The 18253-nt window shown below is 68.8% G+C and carries 13 protein-coding genes and 2 tRNA genes; 10 read left to right on the forward strand and 5 right to left on the reverse strand.

Annotated features, from left to right (window positions below):
• Window positions 1-157 precede the first annotated feature (157 nt).
• Window positions 158-1405, forward strand: a complete 1248-nt coding sequence (gene serA, locus ACWPN7_RS23025; RefSeq protein WP_038526960.1) for a phosphoglycerate dehydrogenase — start codon at window positions 158-160, stop codon at window positions 1403-1405.
• A 153-nt stretch (window positions 1406-1558) separates the two neighbouring features.
• A complete protein-coding gene (locus ACWPN7_RS23030; RefSeq protein WP_492273450.1) occupies window positions 1559-2203 on the forward strand; it encodes a hypothetical protein in 645 nt (214 codons plus the stop codon).
• Window positions 2204-2353: 150 nt separating this feature from the next.
• On the opposite strand, the gene ACWPN7_RS23035 is transcribed toward ACWPN7_RS23030, so the two are convergent.
• The 3 genes from ACWPN7_RS23035 to carA all read right to left on the reverse strand — a co-directional run bounded on the left by ACWPN7_RS23035 (window position 2354) and on the right by carA (window position 7193).
• Window positions 2354-2659, reverse strand: coding sequence for an HNH endonuclease (locus tag ACWPN7_RS23035; RefSeq protein ID WP_247875140.1), 306 nt, complete (start codon window positions 2657-2659; stop codon window positions 2354-2356).
• 25 nt (window positions 2660-2684) lie between these two features.
• Window positions 2685-5753, reverse strand: coding sequence for a response regulator (locus ACWPN7_RS23040; protein ID WP_459196613.1), 3069 nt, complete (start codon window positions 5751-5753; stop codon window positions 2685-2687).
• 264 nt (window positions 5754-6017) lie between these two features.
• Window positions 6018-7193, reverse strand: a complete 1176-nt coding sequence (carA, locus tag ACWPN7_RS23045) for a glutamine-hydrolyzing carbamoyl-phosphate synthase small subunit (RefSeq protein ID WP_459196444.1) — start codon at window positions 7191-7193, stop codon at window positions 6018-6020.
• Between the two features lie 462 nt (window positions 7194-7655).
• Here carA and ACWPN7_RS23050 point away from each other — a divergent pair, with 462 nt between their 5' ends.
• From ACWPN7_RS23050 to ACWPN7_RS23070, 5 genes are all read left to right on the forward strand, one after another.
• Window positions 7656-8117: a GatB/YqeY domain-containing protein gene (locus tag ACWPN7_RS23050; protein ID WP_492273451.1), complete on the forward strand. Its 462-nt coding sequence runs from the start codon at window positions 7656-7658 to the stop codon at window positions 8115-8117.
• A 38-nt stretch (window positions 8118-8155) separates the two neighbouring features.
• The gene (gene dnaG, locus ACWPN7_RS23055; RefSeq protein ID WP_492273452.1) at window positions 8156-9637 is read left to right on the forward strand and encodes a DNA primase; all 1482 of its coding nucleotides are present in this window, start codon (window positions 8156-8158) and stop codon (window positions 9635-9637) included.
• Entirely contained in the window at window positions 9634-10089 is a 456-nt protein-coding gene (locus ACWPN7_RS23060; protein WP_492273453.1) for a hypothetical protein, read from the forward strand. The genes dnaG and ACWPN7_RS23060 overlap by 4 nt, the downstream gene beginning before the upstream one ends.
• Window positions 10090-10274: 185 nt before the next feature.
• Window positions 10275-12236: an RNA polymerase sigma factor RpoD gene (gene rpoD / locus ACWPN7_RS23065; RefSeq protein WP_103039999.1), complete on the forward strand. Its 1962-nt coding sequence runs from the start codon at window positions 10275-10277 to the stop codon at window positions 12234-12236.
• Window positions 12237-12395: 159 nt separating this feature from the next.
• Window positions 12396-12471, forward strand: a tRNA-Ile gene (locus ACWPN7_RS23070).
• A gap of 5 nt (window positions 12472-12476) precedes the next feature.
• Here the strand turns inward: ACWPN7_RS23070 and arsN2 are convergent.
• Window positions 12477-12956 (reverse strand): arsenic resistance N-acetyltransferase ArsN2, encoded by a 480-nt coding sequence (gene arsN2 / locus ACWPN7_RS23075; protein ID WP_051657793.1) that lies wholly within the window; start codon window positions 12954-12956, stop codon window positions 12477-12479.
• Window positions 12957-13090: 134 nt separating this feature from the next.
• Window positions 13091-13168 (reverse strand) — tRNA-Arg (locus ACWPN7_RS23080).
• 212 nt (window positions 13169-13380) lie between these two features.
• Here ACWPN7_RS23080 and ACWPN7_RS23085 point away from each other — a divergent pair.
• The 3 genes from ACWPN7_RS23085 to ACWPN7_RS23095 all read left to right on the forward strand — a co-directional run bounded on the left by ACWPN7_RS23085 (window position 13381) and on the right by ACWPN7_RS23095 (window position 18149).
• Window positions 13381-13887, forward strand: coding sequence for a hypothetical protein (locus tag ACWPN7_RS23085; protein ID WP_144243458.1), 507 nt, complete (start codon window positions 13381-13383; stop codon window positions 13885-13887).
• A 23-nt stretch (window positions 13888-13910) separates the two neighbouring features.
• The gene (locus tag ACWPN7_RS23090; protein WP_051140303.1) at window positions 13911-14564 is read left to right on the forward strand and encodes a phosphatase PAP2 family protein; all 654 of its coding nucleotides are present in this window, start codon (window positions 13911-13913) and stop codon (window positions 14562-14564) included.
• A gap of 186 nt (window positions 14565-14750) precedes the next feature.
• Window positions 14751-18149 carry a DEAD/DEAH box helicase gene (locus ACWPN7_RS23095; RefSeq protein ID WP_459196445.1) on the forward strand — a complete coding sequence of 1133 codons (3399 nt, stop codon included), beginning with the start codon at window positions 14751-14753 and terminating at the stop codon, window positions 18147-18149.
• Window positions 18150-18253 lie beyond the last annotated feature (104 nt).

An 18253-nucleotide genomic window follows, 5' to 3' on the forward strand; every position in this document is an offset into this window, starting at 1 on the left:
ACACCCGCTCCGCGTGCGGCGCCAACCCGCCATGCGGAATGGCGGCGGCAGCGCAACATCCCTCGCGTGACAAGGCCGGCGCTTGGCATTACCTTGCGCGCTCGCATTATTGGCGGCCCGCCGCGTGCGGGGCCATTCATTTCGACGGATTCCGGCCGTGACGAAGCTCTCGCTCTCCAAGGACAAGATCAACATCCTGCTGCTCGAAGGCGTTCACGACAACGCCATCAACGAGTTGGCGCATGGCGGCTACGCCACCGTGGAGCGTCTGCCGCACGCGCTGGACGAATCGGAGCTGCTGGAGCGCATCGGGTCCGTCCACATGCTGGGCATCCGCTCGCGCACCCATCTGACCGCCAAGGTGTTGGAGGCCGCGACCCGTCTGTTCAGCGTCGGCTGCTTCTGCATCGGCACGAATCAGGTCGATCTGAAGGCCGCGCGCCGACTCGGCATCCCGGTCTTCAACGCGCCCTATTCGAACACCCGGTCGGTGGCGGAGCTGGTGATCGGCGAGGTCATCATGCTGATGCGCGGCATCTTCTCGAAGTCGACCCTCGTGCACGGCGGTGGCTGGATGAAGTCGGCCAAGGACAGCTACGAAATCCGCGGCAAGACGCTGGGCATCGTCGGCTACGGCCACATCGGCACGCAGGTGTCGATCATGGCCGAGTCGATGGGCATGAAGGTCCGCTACTACGACGTCGTGAACAAGCTGGCGCTCGGCAACGCGCAGCCCTGCCACTCGCTGGAGGAGCTGCTGGCGGTGTCCGACGTGGTGACGCTGCACGTCCCCGACACGCCGCAGACCCGCGACATGATCGGCGAGGCGCAGATCCGCGCCATGAAGAAGGGCGCCCACCTGATCAACGCCGCCCGCGGCAAGGTCGTGGTGATCGAGGCGCTGGCCGCCGCCCTGAGGGACAAGCATCTGCTGGGCGCGGCCATCGACGTGTTCCCGAAGGAGCCGGGCGGCGACAAGGAGGTGTTCGAGAGCGCGCTGCGCGGGCTCGACAACGTCATCCTGACGCCGCACATCGGCGGCTCGACGATGGAGGCTCAGGCCAACATCGGCACCGAGGTGTCGCAGAAGCTGATCGAGTATTCGGACAACGGCTCGACCATGGGCGCCGTGAACTTCCCGCAGGTCGGCCTGCCGGTCGTCCACGCCGGCAGCACCCGCTTCCTGCACGTCCACGAGAACCGTCCGGGCGTGCTGCGCAAGATCAACGAGGTGTTCTCGGGCCGCAACCTGAACATCGCCGCGCAGTATCTCCAGACCGACCCGGAGCTGGGCTACGTCGTGGTGGATGTCGACGGCGACGTGGACGAGAACGAGGTGGCGAGCGACCTGCGCGCCATCGAAGGCACGCTGAAGGCCCGCTTCCTCTACCCGGGCAAGCGCTGAGACGTTGCGGCCCTTGCCCATGGCAGGGGCCGCACCGACATAGGCGGAATGACCCTCCGCCCGTTTCGACCGCGTCTGCGCGCCGGCCTCCTGACGCTCCTTTGCCTGGGTGGGGGAGGGCTTGGCGTTTCCGCGCCCGCGGCCGCACAGACCGTGACCGCTGAGGGCGGGGTCGCCACCTGTCCGGACTTCGCGCCGGCCCGCGTGGTCCTCGATCTGCAGATCGCCCCGCTGCGCACCGACTACAGCCAGTCGATCCGGCAGCTGGCCCAGAAGCCGGGGCGGCGGCCCGTCGCGGGGCGGACCGCCAATTCCCACACGCTGGGGCTGGCGGCCATCCAGTACAATCAGCAATGGCAGGCCGGCGTCATGACGGCGTCGCTGGGGCAGGGCCGCTATTGCGGCGCGGCCCAGACTTTGACCGTCACCTTCGGCTACGACGAGCGGACCGTCTATGTCGCCCGCGAGCTGCCGCAGGGCAGTTGCATCCATGGCGAAGTCCTGGCCCACGAGATGCGCCATGTCACGGTGGATGAGCAGCTTCTGCGCGAGTATGTGCCGGTCCTGAAGCGCCGGTTGGAGGATGTGGTCGGCCGCGCCCGCCCGGCCCAGGGCCGCTCCGAGCGGCAGGTCATGGCGGCGATCGAGCAGCCGATCAAGGCGGCGATGCGCCAGTTGATGGAGGAGTTCGGGCGCGAGCGCAACGCGCGCCAAGCCCGCATCGACACCCCGGCCGAGTACGAGCGCATCAGCCAGTCCTGCAACGGTGAGATCAACCGCTACCTCGGGCGCGTGTAAAGACTCCCCTCTCCCGTCCCGGGAGAGGGAGGGGCCCGCCGCGAAGCGGTGGGAGGGTGAGGGTACTGCCAAGAATCCGCGCTCTGATCCTTGGACGACCCTCACCCGGCCCTTCGGGCCACCCTCTCCCGAGGCGGGAGAGGGATTTCGTCACCGACGGCGCCCGCGCCCGGAGGCGTGGCGGTCGATGAACTCCGGCGGCTTGCGGGACACCCAGCGCAGGAAGGCGGCGATGTCCGGGTGGGCGCGCAGGCTGGCGATGGTGTGGTAATGGTCGCGCAGTTCCGCCTCGCTCAGCACCGCGTGGATCTTGGCGTGGCAGATGCGGTGCATGGTCACGGTGTCCCGTCCGCCGTAGGTGCGCGGGATCAGGTGGTGCTCGTTCAGGCTGGGGCCGGGCACCATCGGGCGGCCGCAGAGCGGGCAAGGCGGATGGGACGGGTCGGGCGGCGGCATGAAGCGTCCGAGTGGGCGGCGGCCGTCAGCCGGGAGGCGCCGCAGGCAAGGCGGCGCGGATGCGGGCGACCAGCTCGTCGGCCTGATAGGGCTTTTGCAGGATGGGCAGCCCGTCCAGCGCCGAGGCCCGCTGGATCTCCGCATAGCCGGTGACCATCAGGACCGGCAGGCCGGGGCGCCGGGCGCGCAACTCCCGCACCAGTTCCAACCCCGTCATGCCGGGCATCGCGTAATCGGTCAGCACGAGGTCCACCTCCGGTTCGCGGGCGAAGGCGTCCAGCGCGTCGGGGCCGCTGGACGCCTCCATGATGCGGAAACCGGCGTGTTCCAGAACCGTCGCGGTGGCCATGCGAACCAGCGCCTCGTCCTCCACCAGCAGGATGGTGGCGGGGCGGGGCGGGGACTGGACGGCGGCGGGAAGCGCGGCGTCCAGGGCGGCGTCCCCCTCGGCGTCGGCCCGCGGCAGATAGAGCGTCACCGTCGTACCGGCGCCCAGACGGGTGGTCAGGACCACCGTCCCGCCGGACTGCGCGGCCAGACCGTGCACCATCGACAGGCCCAAGCCGGTGCCGTGCCCGACGCCCTTCGTCGTGAAGAAGGGCTCGAAGGCGCGGGCCGCCGTCTCCTCGCTCATCCCGCTGCCGGTGTCGGCGACGGCGATGGACACGCAGTCCCCGGCGGCGAGGTCGAGCGGCCGTCCCTCCATGTCGTCCGGGCAATTGCCGGTGCGGATGGTCAGGGTGCCGCCCGCCGTCATGGCGTCCCGCGCGTTGATGGCGAGGTTGAGGATGGCCATTTCGAGCTGGTTCGGGTCGACCCGCGCCGGCCACAGGCTGGGGTCCGTCTCCGTCACGATGCGCGTGGTCCCACCCAGCGTGCGTTCCAGAAGCCCGCCCATGCCGGTGACCAGGGCGCCGACGTCGACCGTCTTGGGCTCCAGCCGCTGCCGGCGGGAGAAGGCCAGGAGATGCTGGGTCAGGGTGGCGCCCCGCTCCACCGCCTTCTCCGCCATGTCGAGGGCCTGAGGATGGCTGGCTCCGCCGCTTTCCCCCGCGGCGCGCAGCAGGTAGAGCGAGGTGCCGATGGCCTGGAGCAGGTTGTTGAAGTCGTGGGCGATGCCGCCGGTGAGCTGGCCGATGGCCTCCATCTTGCGGGCTTGGTGCAGCGTCTCCTCGATCTCGCGCAGGGCTTGCCCCGTGCGCTCCCGCTCCTCGACGTCGCGGGCGACGTGATAGGCGCCGATGCGCCGCCCGCTGGAATCCAGGATGGTGCCGAAGGCCAGCTCGTAACGCTTGCGCTGCAACGTGGGGTCGCCCAGCTCCTCCACGATGGTGAAACGCTCCCCGCCGAGCGCGCGGCTCCACAGGGATTCCGTGGTGACCTGCGCGGTGGGCAGATGCTCCATCATCTCCAGCAGGCTCTGGCCGATGGCCGGGCGGTGGCCGTACAGCGCCTCGACCTCCCGCTGGTAGGCGCCGTTGAACAGGATGTAGCGAAGCTCCTGGTCCACCGCGACGATCAGGTCGGTGGAGCTTTCGATGATCGCGGCGAACAGGCGGCGGTCGGAGGCGTGGCGGTCCACCAGCTCGCCCAGCTGCATCTCATGGGCGCGCCGCCGCTCCGTCACGTCCTCCAGAATGCCGACGGCGCGGGTGGTGCCGTCCGGGTCGGTCAGGCAGGACCCGCGCATGGCCAGCCAGCGCACCTGCCCGTCGGGGGACCCCACGGGAAACTCCGCCTCCAACTCGCCCTTCGACGGGTCGTCGCGGAAGAGGGCGGCGCGGATGGCGTTGCGGTGGTCCGCCGCGACGTTGCGAATCCAGGATTCGACCGAGGCGCCGTCGAGCACCGGCACGCCCAGGAGAGCCGCGGTGTGGTCCGAGCCGTGGAACCGGCGGCTGCGCATGTCGAAGCGCCAGACGCCCAGCCCGACCACCTCCATGACCAGCCGCTGCTGCGCCTCGCTGTCGCGCAGGCGGCGGGCCGCCCGGTTCAGCGCGCCGGCCACCGCGTTGACCTCGCGGATCGGCGCGGGGGCGGTCATCATCAGCGCGGCGTGCGGGCCGTCCCGCCCCAGCGCCAGGGCGGAGCCGGCCAGCGCGGCGACCGGATCGGCGATGCGGCGCCCGACCACCAACGCCATCGCCAAGCTGACGAGCAGCAGGATGCCGCCGCCGCACAACACCAGCGTGACCGAGCGGCGCATGGGCTCGGCGATCAGCGCCTGCGGGACGCCGACGGCGACGGTCCAGCCCGACAGCTCCGACCGGGCGAAGGCGTTGAACAGCGGCGTGCCGTCCCGCGCCACGATGTCGAAGGAGCCGAAACTGGTCGAGGCGGTCCGGCGGAACACGTCCGCCGAAATCGGCGTGCCGGTGAAGGTGTCGTGCGAGGCGGTGCGGGTGATGACGACGCCCTGCCGGTCCCACAGGGCGGCGATCCAGCCCTCCGGGAGGCCCTGCTGGCGCAGCACCTCGATGAACGTCTCGGTCGGGATGCTCATGGTCAGCACGCGCTCCGAAGGTCCGTTCCGCGTGATCGGCAGCGCGACGGCGACCAGGGGGCGCTGGGCGACGGCGCCCGTGAAGATTTCGGAGATCTGGGTCTGGCCGCTGTCCGCCGTCCGCCGGATCAGGCCGGTCACCGCGGCACGGGGAAGCGGTTCGCCGAACGGGCGGCGCGTGTTGATCAGTTGTTGGCCCTGGGCGTTGCTCAGCACGATGTGGACGCCCTCGCGCCGGCTGCCCTTGTGCTGAAGCACCTCGGTCGCCTGCCGGTGGAAGGCGGCGAGATCGCCCTTTTCCAGGTGGGGGGAGGTGGTCAGAACCTGGAGCGCCGTCTCCATCGCCATGAGTTCGCGGTCCACGGCGACGGCCAGCGTCCGCGCCAGATCCCGGCCGGATCGCTCAATCGCGGCGCTCTGCGTCTCGGCCATGCGGAAGACCGTCCAGCCGGCGAAGCCCAGCATCGGCAGCAGCGCCGCCATGACCAGCAGCACCAGCCCGGTGCGGAGCGACAGGCCGCTGGCTTGGGGCTGATCATCGCCCGCCACGCCGTCGTTCAGGGCGGGTGCGTTGTCATCCTGAGCGTGCACAGGCAAGGGATGTCATGCTCCGGTATGCATAGCAATGGACGCGCCCGTAACCATCGCAGAGTCCGGCAGCAAAGGACACACCTTTGACGGAGCAGGGTTTTTATCGAAGGGGGTGGAAATCCGGCTAATTCATTCGATCGATTGGGGCTGGCGCCGGCGAAGAGGGCAGGGAGGGCGAAGGTCCCGCGCGGATGGCGTGCATGAAAAGAAAAAGGAGCCGCAAGCGGCTCCCTTTCCGTCATCGGTCGGTGCGTCCGTCGGGCGTCAGGCCGGCTGCTTGCCGTCCATCAGCGCCACGAAGCGGTCGAACAGATAGTGGCTGTCCTGCGGGCCGGGCGAGGCCTCGGGGTGGTACTGCACCGAGAAGACCGGCTTGTTCTTCAGCCGGATGCCCTCGTTGGTGCCGTCGAACAGGCTGACGTGGGTCACCTCGGCGTCCGCCGGCAGGGTCTCCTCCATCACCACGAAGCCGTGGTTCTGGCTGGTGATCTCCACGCGGCCGGAGGCCAGGTCCTTGACCGGATGGTTGGCGCCGCGGTGGCCCAGCGACATCTTCTTCGTCTTGGCGCCCAGCGCCAGCGAGAGCATCTGATGGCCCAGGCAGATGCCGAACATCGGCAGGCCGGTGTCCAGCAGGCCCTTGATCGTCGGCACGGCGTATTCGCCGGTGGCCGCGGGGTCGCCGGGGCCGTTGGACAGGAAGACGCCGTCCGGCTTGTGGCGCATCACCTCGTCCACCGTGGCGGTGCCCGGAACCACGGTCACCTTGCAGCCGGCCGCGGCGAGGCAGCGCAGGATGTTGCGCTTGGCGCCGAAATCGATCGCCACGACGTGGAAGCGCGGGCTCTCCTGCGTGGCGTAGCCGGCGCCGAGCGTCCAGGCGCCCTCATCCCAGCCGTAGGTCTGGCGGCAGGAGACATCCTTGGCGAGGTCCATGCCCTCCAGCCCCGGCCAGCCCTTGGCCTTGGCAACCAGCGCGTCGAGGTCGAACTTGCCGTCCGGCGCGTGGGCGACGACGCCGTTCGGCGCGCCCAGGTCGCGGATGCGGCGGGTCAGGCGGCGGGTGTCCACCCCGGCCAGACCGACCAGCCCGTAGCTCTTCAGCCAGTCGTCGAGATGGCGGGTGGCGCGCCAGTTCGACGGGTCGGTGACATCGGCGCGCAGGATCAGGCCGCGCGCGGCGGGGGTCACCGTCTCGATGTCCTCCGGGTTGGCGCCGGTGTTGCCGATGTGGGGGAAGGTGAAGGTGATGATCTGCCCGGCGTAGCTGGGGTCGGTCAGGATTTCCTGATAGCCGGTCATCGAGGTGTTGAAGCACACCTCGCCCACCGAATCCCCCACCGCACCGATGCCTCGGCCCTTGAAGACGGTGCCGTCGGCCAGAACCAGGACACCGGTGTAAGCGCCGGCATCGCCCGCCGGGAGAGTCGATTGAGCCATCCTTCAGACCTTATCAAGAGCCGCCGCGGGCCACATATTCCTGCTTCGCGGAACGTCGGCGCCGCGTCCCGCCCCGCTGGGCGCACGCGTCGTCGTCGGTCCGTGCCCCGCCATCCCGGTTCCTTGCGGTTCGGGTGTCTGAGCCTGGATCGATTAGTCGGGACGGGTGAGCCGGTCAACCGTATATGACGATTGGTACCCTGATTTCCAGCGGCGCGTTTGCATAATCGCCGTGCTTCACCGGTGGGGCTTGGCCGCTGGGGGGATGGTTGGGGGCTGCTGGAAGGCTGGAGGCGGCCCTTCGGAATTGACGTGGCAATCCGGCGCAAATTTAGGAATATTGCCGGTTCGCGCCGCGTCTCCCGCGCCATCCCACGGATGGGGACGGTGCGGATGCTGCCGAGCGGCCGTTGATCGTTTCGACCTGACGAACACACCTGACGAACACGAAGGACACACGCAATGCTGCGCACGCGCCTGAACGAGGCTTTGAAGCAGGCGATGCTCGCCAAGAACCAGCGCGCCGTCTCGACCGTGCGCCTGATCCTGGCCGCGCTGAAGGACCGGGACATCGCGGCGCGCTCGCGCGGCGTCACCGACGGCATCGACGAGGCCGAGATCCTCTCCATGCTGCAGACGATGATCAAGCAGCGCGGCGAGTTGATCAAGCTGTACGAGCAGGGCGGCCGCCTGGAGCTGGCCGAGCAGGAGCGCGAGGAGATCACCATCATCGAGGGCTTCCTGCCCAAGCAGATGTCGGAGGCGGAGGTGGCCGCCGCCGTGAAGACGGTGGTGGACGAGATCGGCGCCACCTGCATCAAGGACATGGGCAAGGTGATGGCGGAGCTGAAGACCCGCTACGCCGGCCAGATGGACTTCGCCAAGGTCAGCGGCACCGTGAAGCAACAGCTCTCGGCCTGCTGATCTTGCGGTTTCCGATCTAGCACGGGGGCCGCCCGCCCATGGCCTTTCCGCCCCAATTCCTGGAGGAGCTGCGCACCCGTCTCGCTTTGTCGGACGTGGTGGGCAAGCGCCTGCGCCTGATCCGCGCCGGCCGCGAGTACAAGGCGCCGTGCCCCTTCCACAACGAGAAGTCGCCCTCCTTCTACGTCAACGACCAGAAGGGCTTCTTTCATTGCTTCGGCTGCGGAGCGCACGGCGACATCATCGGCTTCGTCATGCGCCACGACAACCTCGCCTTCCCGGAGGCGGTGGAAGCGCTGGCCGGCGAGGCGGGGCTGCCGGTCCCCCGCGCCACCGAGGAGGACAAGCAGCGCTACGAGCGGCGCAAGACGCTGCACGATCTGGTGGAGCAGGCCGCCCGCTGGTTCGAGCAGCAGCTCTACGCCCCCACGGGGCGCGCCGGGCTGGAGTATTTCCAGCGCCGCGGGCTGGACACCGAGGGCATGGCGCGCTTCCGCCTGGGCTTCGCCCCCGGCGATTCCGGCGCGCTGCGCAGCCAACTGCTGAAGCAGGGCTTCTCGGAAGAGGACATGGTGACCGCCGGCCTGCTGAAGCGGCCGGAGGACGGGCGCACGCCCTACAGCTTCTTCCGCAACCGGGTGATCTTCCCGGTGACCGACCGGCGCGGCCGGGTGGTCGCCTTCGGCGGGCGCATCCTGGAAGGCGACGGCCCGAAATACGTCAACACCGCCGACACGCCGCTGTTCCACAAGGGCACGCTGTTGTATGGCCTGTCGCGGGCGCGGCAGGCGGCGGCGGACGGCAAGCCGGTGATCGTCGCCGAAGGCTACATGGACGTCATCGCGCTGGTCCGCGCCGGCTTCGAGGGCGCGGTGGCCCCGCTCGGCACCGCCCTGACCGAGACGCAGGTCCAGGAGTTGTGGAAGCTGATCCCCGACGCGGAAAAGGTGCCCTTCCTCTGCTTCGACGGCGACAACGCCGGGCGCCGGGCGGCGTGGCGGGCGGTGGAGCGCATCCTGCCGCACCTCGCCCCCGGCCATTCCGCCCGCGTCGCCTTCCTGCCGGAGGGGGAGGACCCCGACAGCCTGATCCGCCTGCACGGCCCCCGCGCCATGCAGGAGCTGCTGGGCGAGGCCATCCCGCTGTCCGAGGCGGTCTGGCGCATGGAGACCGAGGGCAAGCCCACCGACACTCCCGAATCGAAGGCGGCGGTGAAGGCGGCGCTGGACGCCCGGGTCGGGCAGATCGCCGACCGCGACGTGCAGATTTTCTACCGCACGGAGATGCGCCGCCGCGTCGACGAAGCCTTCGCCCCGCCTCCGCGCCAGCGCAACGAGCGCGGCCCCTGGGTTTCGGGCGGCTCCTGGCAAGGCGGGGGCAGGGGGGCGGGCGCTTCGGCCAGCAGACGCGCCGGCACACGCCGGGCCTGCCGGGTCTGCGCACCGCGCCGCCGCCCGGCCACCGCCGCCGCAACCCCGGCAATCTGGCCGCTGCGCGGGAGCGCGTTCTGCTCGCCGTGATCATCAATCATCCCGAGTTGTTTGATGAGTTGGGCGAATCGCTGGGCATGCTGCCGTTTCCCGACCGGGAATTGGAGGAATTGCGCCAAGCGGTCATCGGATTGCTTGCCGAACGGCGGGAAAACGACTCGGGACTTGACGCCGCATCGCTTTGTCGCCACTTGTCTTCCGCCGGCTATGATACCATTGTCCGCTCTCTGCTCAGCGAGTTGACCTATGTCCATGCCGGCTTTGCACGCCCGGATGCGTCCTCCTTGGACGCAAAACGGGGGTGGTGGCCGACATGGCATCACCTGCATCACAGGCAGGTGATGGCCGATTTGAGAGAAGCGGAGGCGGCTTTGGCCCGTGACAACAGCGAGGCGAACTTCGCGCGGGTCGTGGCCCTTCAACAGGAGGTCATCAGGTCCGGAATGGGAATGACGGATGACGAGGATCTCGACGATGCCTAGCGGCCAGCGCCGCCGGGCGTGGTGCGGAAGGGAAGGGCCGGAGGGAATGAGACCCGAAGGGGTCTGTCCGGACACGGTCCGGAACGGTTCACAACCGGTTTAAGCAGGTACGGATCGACAGCGGGGGGCCGCTGCGATGCGTGCTATGGGTTTTTATAATGGGGTAATGCGGGGGCATCGATCGCATGGCCACGAAAGCTGCGAACAGCGTTGAAGTTTCCGAAGCCCGGGACGAGGCCGGCGACGGCCCGCTCATGGACGGCATGGGTCTTGCCGTCAAGAAGATGATCGCCCGCGGCAAGGAGCGTGGCTACGTCACCTATGACGAGCTGAACGCTGCCCTGCCGCAGGATACGTCGTCTTCCGAGCAGATCGAAGACACGATGGCCATGCTCTCCGAGATGGGCATCAACATCGTCGAATCGGAAGAGCAGGACTCGGAAGGCAACGCCAACGCCGACGGCGAGGGCGAAGGCCGGTCCGCCGGCAATCTGGACGATGACGACATCGGCCGCACCGACGACCCCGTGCGCATGTATCTGCGCGAGATGGGGTCGGTCGAGCTGCTGTCCCGCGAGGGCGAAATCGCCATCGCCAAGCGCATCGAGGCCGGTCGCGAGATGATGATCGGGGCGATCTGCGAATCGCCGCTGACCATCCGCGCCATCCTCGAGTGGCACGACGCCCTCATGGAAGGGAAAATGCTGCTGCGCGACATCATCGACCTGGACGCCACCTATGGCGGCGGCCCGGACGGTGAGGAGATCCCCGAAGGTCTGGCCGAGACGGTGGAAGCCGCCCCGGAGGAGACCGAGGAGGAGCGTCCGCCGCGTCCCGAGGGCGAAAGCGAGGAGGAAGGCGACGAGGATGGCGAGAACAGCCTGTCCCTGTCGGCCATGGAAGCCGCGCTGAAGCCGCAGGTCATCGAGACCTTCGAGAAGATCAAGACCACCTACGACAAGCTGCACAAGCTGCACGAGGGCCGCATCGCGGCCATCCAGCGCGGCGAGGACGTGGCCAAGCAGTCGGACAAGAAGTACGACAAGCTCAAGACCGAGATGGTCGAGCTGATGAACACGGTGCGCCTGAACAACCAGCGCATCGAGCAGCTTGTCGAGCAGCTCTACGCCCTGAACCGCAAGCTGACCGGCTTCGAGGGCAAGCTGCTGCGCATGGCGACCGACTGCCGCGTGAAGCGCGAGGACTTCCTGAACCACTATTTCGGGCACGAGCTCGACCCGAACTGGCTGGAGCGCATTCGCGGCCTGAACCCCAAGACCTGGGGCAAGTTCTACGACAAGTACGAGGCCGACATCCGCAAGACGCGCGACGGCGTGTCGAGCATCTCGGATGAGGCCAAGCTGCCGATCAGCGAGTTCCGCCGCATCGTCTCCACCGTCCAGAAGGGCGAGAAGGAAGCGAGCCGCGCGAAGAAGGAGATGGTCGAGGCCAACCTGCGCCTCGTGATCTCCATCGCGAAGAAGTACACGAACCGCGGCCTGCAGTTCCTGGACCTGATCCAGGAGGGCAACATCGGCCTGATGAAGGCGGTGGACAAGTTCGAGTACCGGCGCGGCTACAAGTTCTCGACCTACGCGACGTGGTGGATCCGTCAGGCGATCACCCGCTCGATCGCCGACCAGGCGCGGACCATCCGCATCCCGGTCCACATGATCGAGACGATCAACAAGCTGGTCCGCACCAGCCGCCAGATGCTGCACGAGATCGGCCGCGAGCCGACCCCGGAGGAGCTGGCGGAACGCCTGATGATGCCGCTGGAGAAGGTCCGCAAGGTCCTGAAGATCGCCAAGGAGCCGATCTCCCTCGAAACGCCGATCGGCGACGAGGAGGATTCGCATCTCGGCGACTTCATCGAGGACAAGAACGCGGTCCTGCCGCTCGACGCCGCCATCCAGGCGAACCTGCGCGAGACGACGACCCGCGTCCTGGCCTCGCTGACCCCGCGCGAGGAGCGTGTGCTGCGCATGCGCTTCGGCATCGGCATGAACACCGACCACACGCTGGAAGAGGTCGGCCAGCAGTTCAACGTGACGCGCGAGCGCATCCGCCAGATCGAGGCGAAGGCGCTGCGCAAGCTGAAGCACCCGTCGCGGTCGCGCAAGCTGCGCAGCTTCCTGGACACCTGAGGTTTCCGAGGCAGGCTCGATACGGACTGCGATCGTATGAAAAGCGGGGGACCTTCGGGTCCCCTGTTTTCATTTTGGCGTCTTCATTTTGGTGGCGGCCCCTGTCGAACGGGGTTGCATAAGCTCCCGGTTCTGGGCACATTCGGCATCCCTCGGTGGGGGCCTGTAGTTCAGCGGTTAGAACGCGCCGCTCATAACGGTGTTGTCGTCGGTTCGAATCCGGCCGGGCCCACCATTTCTCTACAGCTTTCCGCGACCGTCCATTCCCGCTGCGGTCGAGACGAGGTCGCGGCGCAGGCAAACGGCGCTGCCGGGGCACAGCCCGGCGAATTGCGCGCTGGCGCGGATGTCCGGCGGCGCGTCGCCGCGCTCCGCGCGCGCGAAGCCGATGCGTTCGAAGAAGCCGGCGGCGCCGATGGTCAACAGCCACAGCCGCTCCAGGCCGAGCGCCACGGCTTCTCGGGAGATCGCGTCCACGACCGCGCAGCCATCGCCCTTGCGGCGGCGCTCCGGCGGCACGACGACCGAGCGCAGTAGCCCGTCGCGCCCATAAACCTCCAAGCCGCCGTACCCCAGGAACCCGTCGAGGGCGTCCACGCGCCAGAAGAACCGCCCTGCGGCGGTGATGTCCTGGTTCGGCAAGCCTTCCATGGCGAGAAGAGCCGCAAGAGCCGGCAAGTCCTGCTCCGCCAGCGGCGTGGCCGTCCGTGGTCCCGTCATGACGGCTTACTCCCCTTCGGCACGCCCGCGGCGGTGGGCGCAACGACCGCTGAAAACGACAATAACGCCGTCGGATCACCTGATCCAACCGCGTTCAGCGAAGCGTCATGGGAATTTGTATGGGAAGAGGAGAGTGGCGCGCCCGAAGAGATTTCGAACTCCTGACCCCCAGATTCGTAGTCTGGTGCTCTATCCAGCTGAGCTACGGGCGCTTCTCTCTGCCGCGGCGTCGGCGAGGCCGTCGTCTGCGGTGGCGCGGTTTTTAATCGGGCCGTGACCGGAAGGCAACCAAAATCGTCCGGCTCGTGAAATTTTTCCGGCAAGCGGATGTCAGCCCTTTGACGGACTACAGAATGGCGGCGGTTGGGCTTACCTTGGCGTGGAGAACGACCAGCCAGAAGGGCATTTGAGAACAGCTATGGGCATGACGTTTCTGAGCCGCGCCGTTATGGGGCCGGTGGGGTTGCTGACGGCGCTTTCCGTGACGGCAACGATCGGGGCGGCGGCAATCGCGACGGCGCAGGCGGCGGACGACCGGTCCGGCGCCGCGGTGCTGGTGTCCGCGGCCATCGGCAACGAGGTCGTCCAGATGGTCGAACTCGGCCCGAAGGTCATCCAGGTGACCGTCAACGACCGCGTCGTCTACGAGGACCGCGAGGGGCGCACCCTGTCCTTCGTGAACGCCTACAACATGGAAGGGCGCTGGCTGGTGCTGCTTCAGGAGAGCGTGGACGGCAAATGCGCCGCGCGCTTCCGCGTCCTCGACCTCGGCGGGACCAAGCCCTCCGTCTCGCTGCCGTTCGGGACCTGCAGCGACGCGCCGAAGGTGGAGCAGGCTGAGCGGACACTGACCGTTTCGCTGCCGGCGTCCGACGGAAAGAGCACGGCGGCCTGGAACTACCGGGACGGAATGCTCGTTCGCATGCGCTGAATGGAAAGGGAGCGGCGAGGACCGTGGGACATCTGAACCTCTGGCACGTCAACAAAGCGATCTCGCTTCTCGGCAGCACGTCCTTCGTGCTTCCGGTGGCGGGCATCCTGATCGTGATGCTGTGGCGCCGCCATTCGGCGGTCTCGGCGGCGCGCTGGCTGGCCGTGCTGGCCATGCTGATGGGCTCGGTGGCGCTTCTGAAGATCCTGGGGCACGCCTGCGGCATCCGCCTGTTCGACGACCGGCTGACCAGCCCCAGCGGCCACGCCGCGCTCGCCGCCGCCGTCTATGGGGCGGTCGGGGTGATGGCGGCGCGCTCGCTGGACGGCTGGCGGCGTGGCGTGGTGGTCCTCGGCGCCCTCGGCCTGGTGGTGGGAGTGGCGGCCTCGCGCATCCTGCTGCGCTACCATTCGGTGACGGAGGTGGTGGTCGGCCTCGTCCTCGGCGGGCTGGCGGTGGCGGCCTTCGCGCAGAGCTTCAACCGGATGACCCCGTCGCGCCTGAACCTCAGCCCGCTGGTCCTCGCCCTGGTCGTTCTGTTCGGCGTCGCCACCTACGCGCTCGGCGACCGCACCAACGCCGAGCCGATGCTGAAGCATTTCGCCTATCTGCTCCGTGAGGAATCCCCGGTCTGCGGTCCGATGCCGCCGCTGAACAGTTTCCTGGAACGGCTGTAGCGGCTGTTTTCCTTGCCGGATGCCGCGACCGTCCAGGGTTGGTCTTCCCTGGACTTGGCAACCGGAATGTTTGCCTTGCGGTGTCGGTTGAGGGTTGAGAGCGGGCTTGCGACGGGGCATGGTGTGGGCTTATACCGACGCCCCCGTTCCTGACCCGTTCTGCTTTTTCGGTATCCCTTCCGGCCCATGTCGCTGTTCGGTTCCCTTCCCCGCGCCGCCGCCACCGCCAGCGCGACGGTCTCCTTTTCGCAGGAGGATCTGGCGCGCGTCTTCGATGCGAAGACGCTGCAGCGCGGGCGCACGCTCATCCTGACCGGGGCGGTGACGCTTCTGGAGGCGGAGGCGCGGATCGCCGCCACTGTGACCGACCTCGGCCGGACGCTGTCGGTGACGGTCGTTCCGGTGCGCGGGCGCAGCCGGGTGGTCTTCGACAAAAGCTGTACCTGCGGGCGCAACGCCTGCGCCCACATGGCCGCGGCGGCGCTGATGACGCTGGACGCCCGTCCGGAAGGGCGGCAGATGTCCCTGTTCGACGCGCCCCCGGCGGCCCATCCGGCGGAGGAGCCGCCAGCGCTCCAGGCGGTTCCCGATGCGGCTCCCGCGCCGCCGCCGATTCCGGAACCTTCTCCGCCGCCCCCGCCCCCCGATCCGGTGCTCAGCGTCCGCTGGACCCTGGAGCCGGGCAAGGACGACGCGGCCATGTTCGTCTCCGCCGTCATCGCGGTGGAGGGGGCGGGGGAGGGCGACGACGTGTCCACTCCGGCCAGCCCGCGCGACGTGCTGGCCCGCGCGCCGCGCAGCCTGGACGGCGACGTGGACCGTGCCATCGCCCGGATGCTCGGCGGCGGCGGGGTGGTGCGCACGCCGGTCGCCAAGAGCCGCGGCGACGTGGTGGACCGCATCCTGCGCAGGCTCCTCGGCTGCGGGCGGCTACGCTGGCGCGGCGGGACAACGCTGGCGGAGGGGGCGGGGATGACCATCCGCGCCTTCCGAGACCCGGCGACGCGCAAGCTGCGCCCGACCGGCCTGCCGCCCGGCGCCGCGCTGATCAAGGGGCTGGGCTACTGGTGCGTCGATCCGAAGGCCGGCACCGTCTGCCCCGTTGAGTTGCAGGTGGTGGAGGTGCCGAAGCCCAAGGCCGCGGTCCCGCCGCCCGCCGTGAAGGCGGCGCCGTCGAAGACGGCGGCCCTCAAGGCGGCGTCCCTGAAGGCCTCCGCCCGGCCGGCAGCGGCCCGCTCCGCTCCGGAGCGCCCGGATTTCCCGGCGGCCTCCGCCTTCGCCGCGGGCATGCCCGGCGGCGTGCGCATGGGCTCCGATCCCGCCGCGACCATCGTCGAGCGTGACCCGCGCGTCGTCGCCCGGCTGGGCCGGGTGGTGTCGCCGGACGGCGGTCTGGTGGACGTGCTGCGGTTGGCCTTCGACTATGGTGAGGAGGATTCGCCCTCAGAGATCGAGCCCGACGACCAGCGCCAGTTCGCCCGCGTCGAGGAACCCGCCGGGGCGGTCTTCGTTCGCCGCGACAAGGCGCTGGAGCAGGGCGCGCTGGAAAGGCTGGCCGCCTTCGGCTTTGCCCAGGCGCGCATCGAGCCGCCCAAGGGCCAATTGAACGCCCGCGGCACTCGCGTCCACTGGCTGACCGGCAAGGACGCCGAGGAGCGCTGGGCGGCCTTTCTGAAGACCGAGGTGCCGTCCCTGCGCAAGGACGGCTGGACCGTCGAAATCGGCGCCGATTTCGGCACCCGCGTCGTCGAGGCGAACGAGGAGGTGGCGGTCGCCGTGCGCGATTCCGGCGACGGCTGGTTCGACCTCGACGTCGGCGTGGAGATCGACGGGGAGCGCCGCGCTCTGCTGCCCATTTTGGCGACCCTGATCGAGCGCGGCGGCATGGAGGCGACCCGCGTCATCGACGGGCGCGCCCATCTGGTGCTGGACGACGGCAACGTGCTGGCCCTGCCGGCGGAGCGGGTCGAACGGCTGCTCAGCGTCCTGGAATCCATGCTCGACAGCGGGCGGCGGCTCGACGACACGCTGAAGGTGCCGCTGACCGAAGCCGACGGGCTGCTGGACATTGACGACCTGATCGCGCGGCGCACCGAGGACACCGGTCAGATCGACCGCTACCTGCGCACCATCCAGGAGCAGGAGATGCCGGCGGAGATGGACCCGCCGTCGGGCTTCCAAGGCACGCTGCGCGACTATCAGCGCGTCGGCCTCGCCTGGATGCAGGGGCTGCGGGCCAACCGGGTGGCCGGCATCCTGGCCGACGATATGGGCCTGGGCAAGACGGCCCAGACGCTGGCCCACATCGCCATGGAGGAGAAGGAGGGCCGGCTGACCGACCCCTGCCTCGTCGTCGTGCCGACCAGCCTCGTCCCCAACTGGGTGGCCGAGGCGCAGCGCTTCACGCCGCACCTGCGGGTGGTCGTGCTGCATGGTCTGGATCGGCACGAGAAGCTGGGCGACCTCGACCGCGCCCATATCGTGGTGACCACCTACGGCGTGGTCGGCCGCGACGTCGAGGTGCTGAAGCGCCGGGACTGGCATCTGCTGATCCTCGACGAGGCGCAGGCCATCAAGAATCCGGACAGCAAGGCGACCCGCGCCGTCTGCGCGCTGAACGCCCGCAACCGGCTCTGCCTGTCCGGCACGCCGGTGGAGAACAATCTCGGCGAGCTGTGGAGCCAGTTCGCCTTCCTGATGCCCGGCCTGCTCGGCGACCGCAAGGAGTTCGGGCGCCGTTACCGCACCCCCATCGAGAAGCGCGCCGACGGCACCCGCGCCAAGCAGCTGATGCGCCGCATCCGCCCCTTCCTGCTGCGCCGCACCAAGGAGGCGGTGGCCAAGGAGCTGCCGCCGAAGACCGAGGTGGTGGTGCGCATCGACCTGGAGCCGGCGCAGCGTGACCTCTACGAGACCATCCGCCTGTCGGTGAACGAGACGGTGCGGGCGGCGCTGGCGGTCAGCGGGGTGTCGCGCAACGCCATCACCATCATCGACGCGCTTCTGAAGCTGCGGCAGGTCTGCTGCGACCCGCGTCTGGTCAAGATCCCCGCCGCCGGCAAGGTGAAGGAGACCGCGAAGCTCGACGCCCTGACCGACATGGTGCTGGAGATGGTGCCGGAAGGCCGGCGCATCCTGATCTTCTCGCAGTTCACCTCCATGCTCGACCTCATCAAGTTGCGGCTGGAGGAGGCGAAGATCGGCTATGTCGAGCTGACCGGGCGCACGCTGGACCGCGCCGAGCCGGTGAACCGCTTCCAGAACCGCGAGGTGCCGGTTTTCCTCATCAGCCTGAAGGCGGGCGGGCGCGGCCTGAACCTGACGGCGGCGGACACGGTGATCCACTACGATCCGTGGTGGAACCCGGCGGCGGAGGATCAGGCGACCGACCGTGCCTACCGAATTGGCCAGGACAAGCCGGTCTTCGTCTACAAGCTGATCGCCGCCGACACGGTGGAGGAGCGCATCCTCGACTTGCAACGGCGCAAAGGAAACCTGTCCGACGCAACCATCGAGGGCAGCGGTCTCATCAGTGCCCTTGAAGGCGGGGACATCGACTATCTGCTGGGTAGGGCGGCGGACTGACCGCACCCTCAGGATTACCGCCCTTCCCGGTCTGGCCTTTGCGGCGCCATGGCATAGATCCTTGACGACGAAAGCATTGCGTTCGTTTCCCTTGCAACGGGGAG

This window comes from Azospirillum sp. UENF 312511, assembly GCF_058780635.1.